Raw genomic sequence first — 2,678 nt, forward strand, 5'->3', positions numbered from 1 at the left:
GCGGGCGGCGCCGGGGGGGGGGGGCCCCGGCGTGGGGCGCCCGGGGAGGGGGGGCGGGGCGGCCCCGGGCCGCCCCCCCGGGGCACTACCGTCGGGTCGTGGGTGGGCCTCGCCGATACAGGATCGTCCCGCCCGCGAGCAGCGCCGCGCTGACCGCGGAGGTCGCCAGCATGGCCTCGGTGCCGGTGTGCGCCAGCTGGGGCGGCGATGCCTGGTGGTCTCCACTGCCGGGGGGCGTCGACGGCGGCGTGACCGTACGCGGCGGCGTGGTGGTGGTCGGCGGCGACGGCGGCCTGTTCGTACGCGGCGGCGTGGTGGTGGTCGGCGGCGTCGACGGCGGCGTGTTCGTACGCGGCGGCGTCACCGGCGGCGTGGTGTCATTGCCGCAGCCGTTTCCGTAGGCGGGGTTGAGGAGCCCGACCACGTCCACCGCGTCACCGCACACGTTCAGCGGTACGTCCACCGGCACCTGCGCGGTGTTGCCGGAACCGACGCCGGGCGAGTCCGTCGCGGTGCCGGACGCGGAGGACCCGGCAGTGCTGGAGGATCCGGAACCCGAACCGTTGGCGCAGGAGTTGCCGGCTGCCGGATTCAACAGGCCGACGACGTCGACCGAGTTGCCGCACGCGTTCACGGGCACATGCACGGGCACCTGCGCGGTGTTGCCGGAGGCGACGCCGGGCGATCCCTGCGAGACGCCGGACGCCGACGCCCCCGAGGAACCGTTGGTGCCGGAGGCACCGGAACCCGAAGCGTTTGCGCAGGAGTTGCCGAATGCCGGATTCAGCGCGCCGACGACGTCGACCGAGTTGCCGCACACGTTCACCGGTACATGCACCGGCACCTGGACTGTGTTGCCGGACGCCACTCCGGGCGAGTCCTTGGCGGCCCCGTTGGCATTCGTGTCGGCGAGCGCGGCTCCGCCGCACAGGGACACGATGCCCGTCGCGGCGGCAGCCGCGACCATTCCCCTACTCAGTGTCTGTCGCAATCTCGTTGGTCTTCCTGCTTGAAGAATTGGGAAGGCCGGCCTCGGAACGCATGGATCAAAGGATCAACGGTCCAAGGCCGACCGTGACGCGGCCGGTTGGCCAGTGCGTTGGGTTACCTCGTCACTGGTTGCTGCAGGTGTTGCCCAGCGCCGGGTTCAACAGGCCGATGACGTTCACCGAGTCACCGCACACGTTGACCGGAATGTGCACGGGGACCTGGATGACGTTGCCGGACAGGACACCCGGGCTCTGCGCGGCCGAGCCGGTGGCGCCGGAGTCGGCGAACGCGGGGACGGCCGCCCCCAGAGCCAGAACGGCGCCGGCGACGACAGCAGCGGTCTTCTTCATGGACTTTCCCTTCTCTGCGGTCATGCCCCAATGACGGCCTAAACCGAGCGAGCACGACTTGTACGGCTCGCACCATGACCGGCAGGCTGTAGAACGAGGGATAGACAGTCGAAGAAACTGCGGAACGCATGGCGCTCAGGAATTCACTCTAACGCCCTTGCGGAATTGACATGCATAGGCGAAAGACTCTTCCCGCGCGGCGAAAAGCTGCCCGGACGCCAACGCGCCCACGCACTGCACCCCGAGCGGCCTCGATCCGGGGACGGGACTCAGCCGTTACCGGTGCCGTTGCCGGACAGCGCCGAGATGTCGTCCGCGATGTGCGACAGCGGCTCGTCGCCCTTGGCCTGGGTCGAGTTCTCGGCGCACTGCTGGTTCTGCGGCGACGACAGGACCGGGATGTCCTGGGCGGTGACCGGGACCAGGACCCCGACGACCGAGCCCACGTTGGCCTTGGCCGGCAGGCCGACACAGAGCTTGTTCACCGAGCCCTGGACGAGGGATTCCTGTGGGCTGAGGTTGCCCCCGGTCGCCGAGTTGCCGAACGACTCCGAGGCGCCGACGCCGCTGGCGGAGGTGGTGCCGTGGTCGTTGCCGATGGCAAGCGCCTCGGGAGCCGCCGCCGCCGACGCGCCGACGACGGACGCGGCGACCGCCGCCGCGGCCATTGCCTTCTTGAGCATTTCGCTTTCCTTTCCTGGCTCCTCGCCAAGACTCACGTTCCTGCCTCCGCATCAACCGGATGCGCCGGGAATGGTTGCGGCCCGTCACCCGATCGGACCTGTTTGGCGCATGAAATTCACTTGGGCCGACCGAGTGAATTGCAGCAACCATGCGGGCTGGTGACAGTTGAACCAGAGCGCTCCGGTGGACGGGGTTTTTCCAGAAGGGAACTGCAAGTGATCAAGAAGGTTCTGGCCTCCGCAGCGGTCGCCGCTTCCGTCGTGGGTGCCTCGGCCGCCGCCGCCTCGCCCGCGCTCGCGATCGGCAACGACCAGGGCACCACCTCCGCCAGCGGCGTCGGGGCCGCCCAGGTCTACGGCAACTCGGCCACGTACGGCAACATGAGCCCCCAGATGGCGCTCATCCAGGGCTCCTTCAACAAGCCCTGCATCGGCCTGCCCGCCAAGGCGAACGTGGGCTCGGTCCTCGGCCTCGTCCCGGTCTCGGTCCAGGACATCAACGTCCTGTCCTCCCCGCAGAACCAGCAGTGCGTCGAGAACTCGACGCAGGCCAAGGGCGACGAGCCGCTGTCGCACATCCTGGACGACATCTCGGCCCTGTCCGGCAACGGCACCGGCAACAACTGATCGGACGCTTCCCGGGCCCCCTTCCGGG

At 69.5% G+C, this 2,678-nt stretch carries 4 protein-coding genes; 1 reads left to right on the forward strand and 3 read right to left on the reverse strand.

Annotated features, from left to right (window positions below):
- Positions 1-85 precede the first annotated feature (85 nt).
- The 3 genes from ACFW2E_RS44920 to ACFW2E_RS44930 all read right to left on the reverse strand — a co-directional run bounded on the left by ACFW2E_RS44920 (position 86) and on the right by ACFW2E_RS44930 (position 2,023).
- Positions 86-967, reverse strand: a complete 882-nt coding sequence (locus ACFW2E_RS44920; RefSeq protein ID WP_384477409.1) for a chaplin — start codon at positions 965-967, stop codon at positions 86-88.
- A 145-nt stretch (positions 968-1,112) separates the two neighbouring features.
- Entirely contained in the window at positions 1,113-1,364 is a 252-nt protein-coding gene (locus tag ACFW2E_RS44925) for a chaplin (protein ID WP_384477412.1), read from the reverse strand.
- Between the two features lie 245 nt (positions 1,365-1,609).
- Entirely contained in the window at positions 1,610-2,023 is a 414-nt protein-coding gene (locus tag ACFW2E_RS44930; protein WP_384477415.1) for a rodlin, read from the reverse strand.
- A gap of 216 nt (positions 2,024-2,239) precedes the next feature.
- Between ACFW2E_RS44930 and ACFW2E_RS44935 the strand changes: the two genes are divergently transcribed.
- Positions 2,240-2,650: a rodlin gene (locus ACFW2E_RS44935; protein ID WP_384477418.1), complete on the forward strand. Its 411-nt coding sequence runs from the start codon at positions 2,240-2,242 to the stop codon at positions 2,648-2,650.
- Positions 2,651-2,678 lie beyond the last annotated feature (28 nt).

The sequence above is a fragment of the Streptomyces sp. NPDC058964 genome, from assembly GCF_042741275.1.
Taxonomy (GTDB): domain Bacteria; phylum Actinomycetota; class Actinomycetes; order Streptomycetales; family Streptomycetaceae; genus Streptomyces.

Coding starts and splice junctions, on each gene's coding strand:
- ACFW2E_RS44920 (WP_384477409.1), bottom strand. CDS start 967: ATGGTCGCGGCTGCCGCCGCGACGGGCATCGTGTCCCTGTGCGGCGGA.
- ACFW2E_RS44925 (WP_384477412.1), bottom strand. CDS start 1,364: ATGACCGCAGAGAAGGGAAAGTCCATGAAGAAGACCGCTGCTGTCGTC.
- ACFW2E_RS44930 (WP_384477415.1), bottom strand. CDS start 2,023: ATGCTCAAGAAGGCAATGGCCGCGGCGGCGGTCGCCGCGTCCGTCGTC.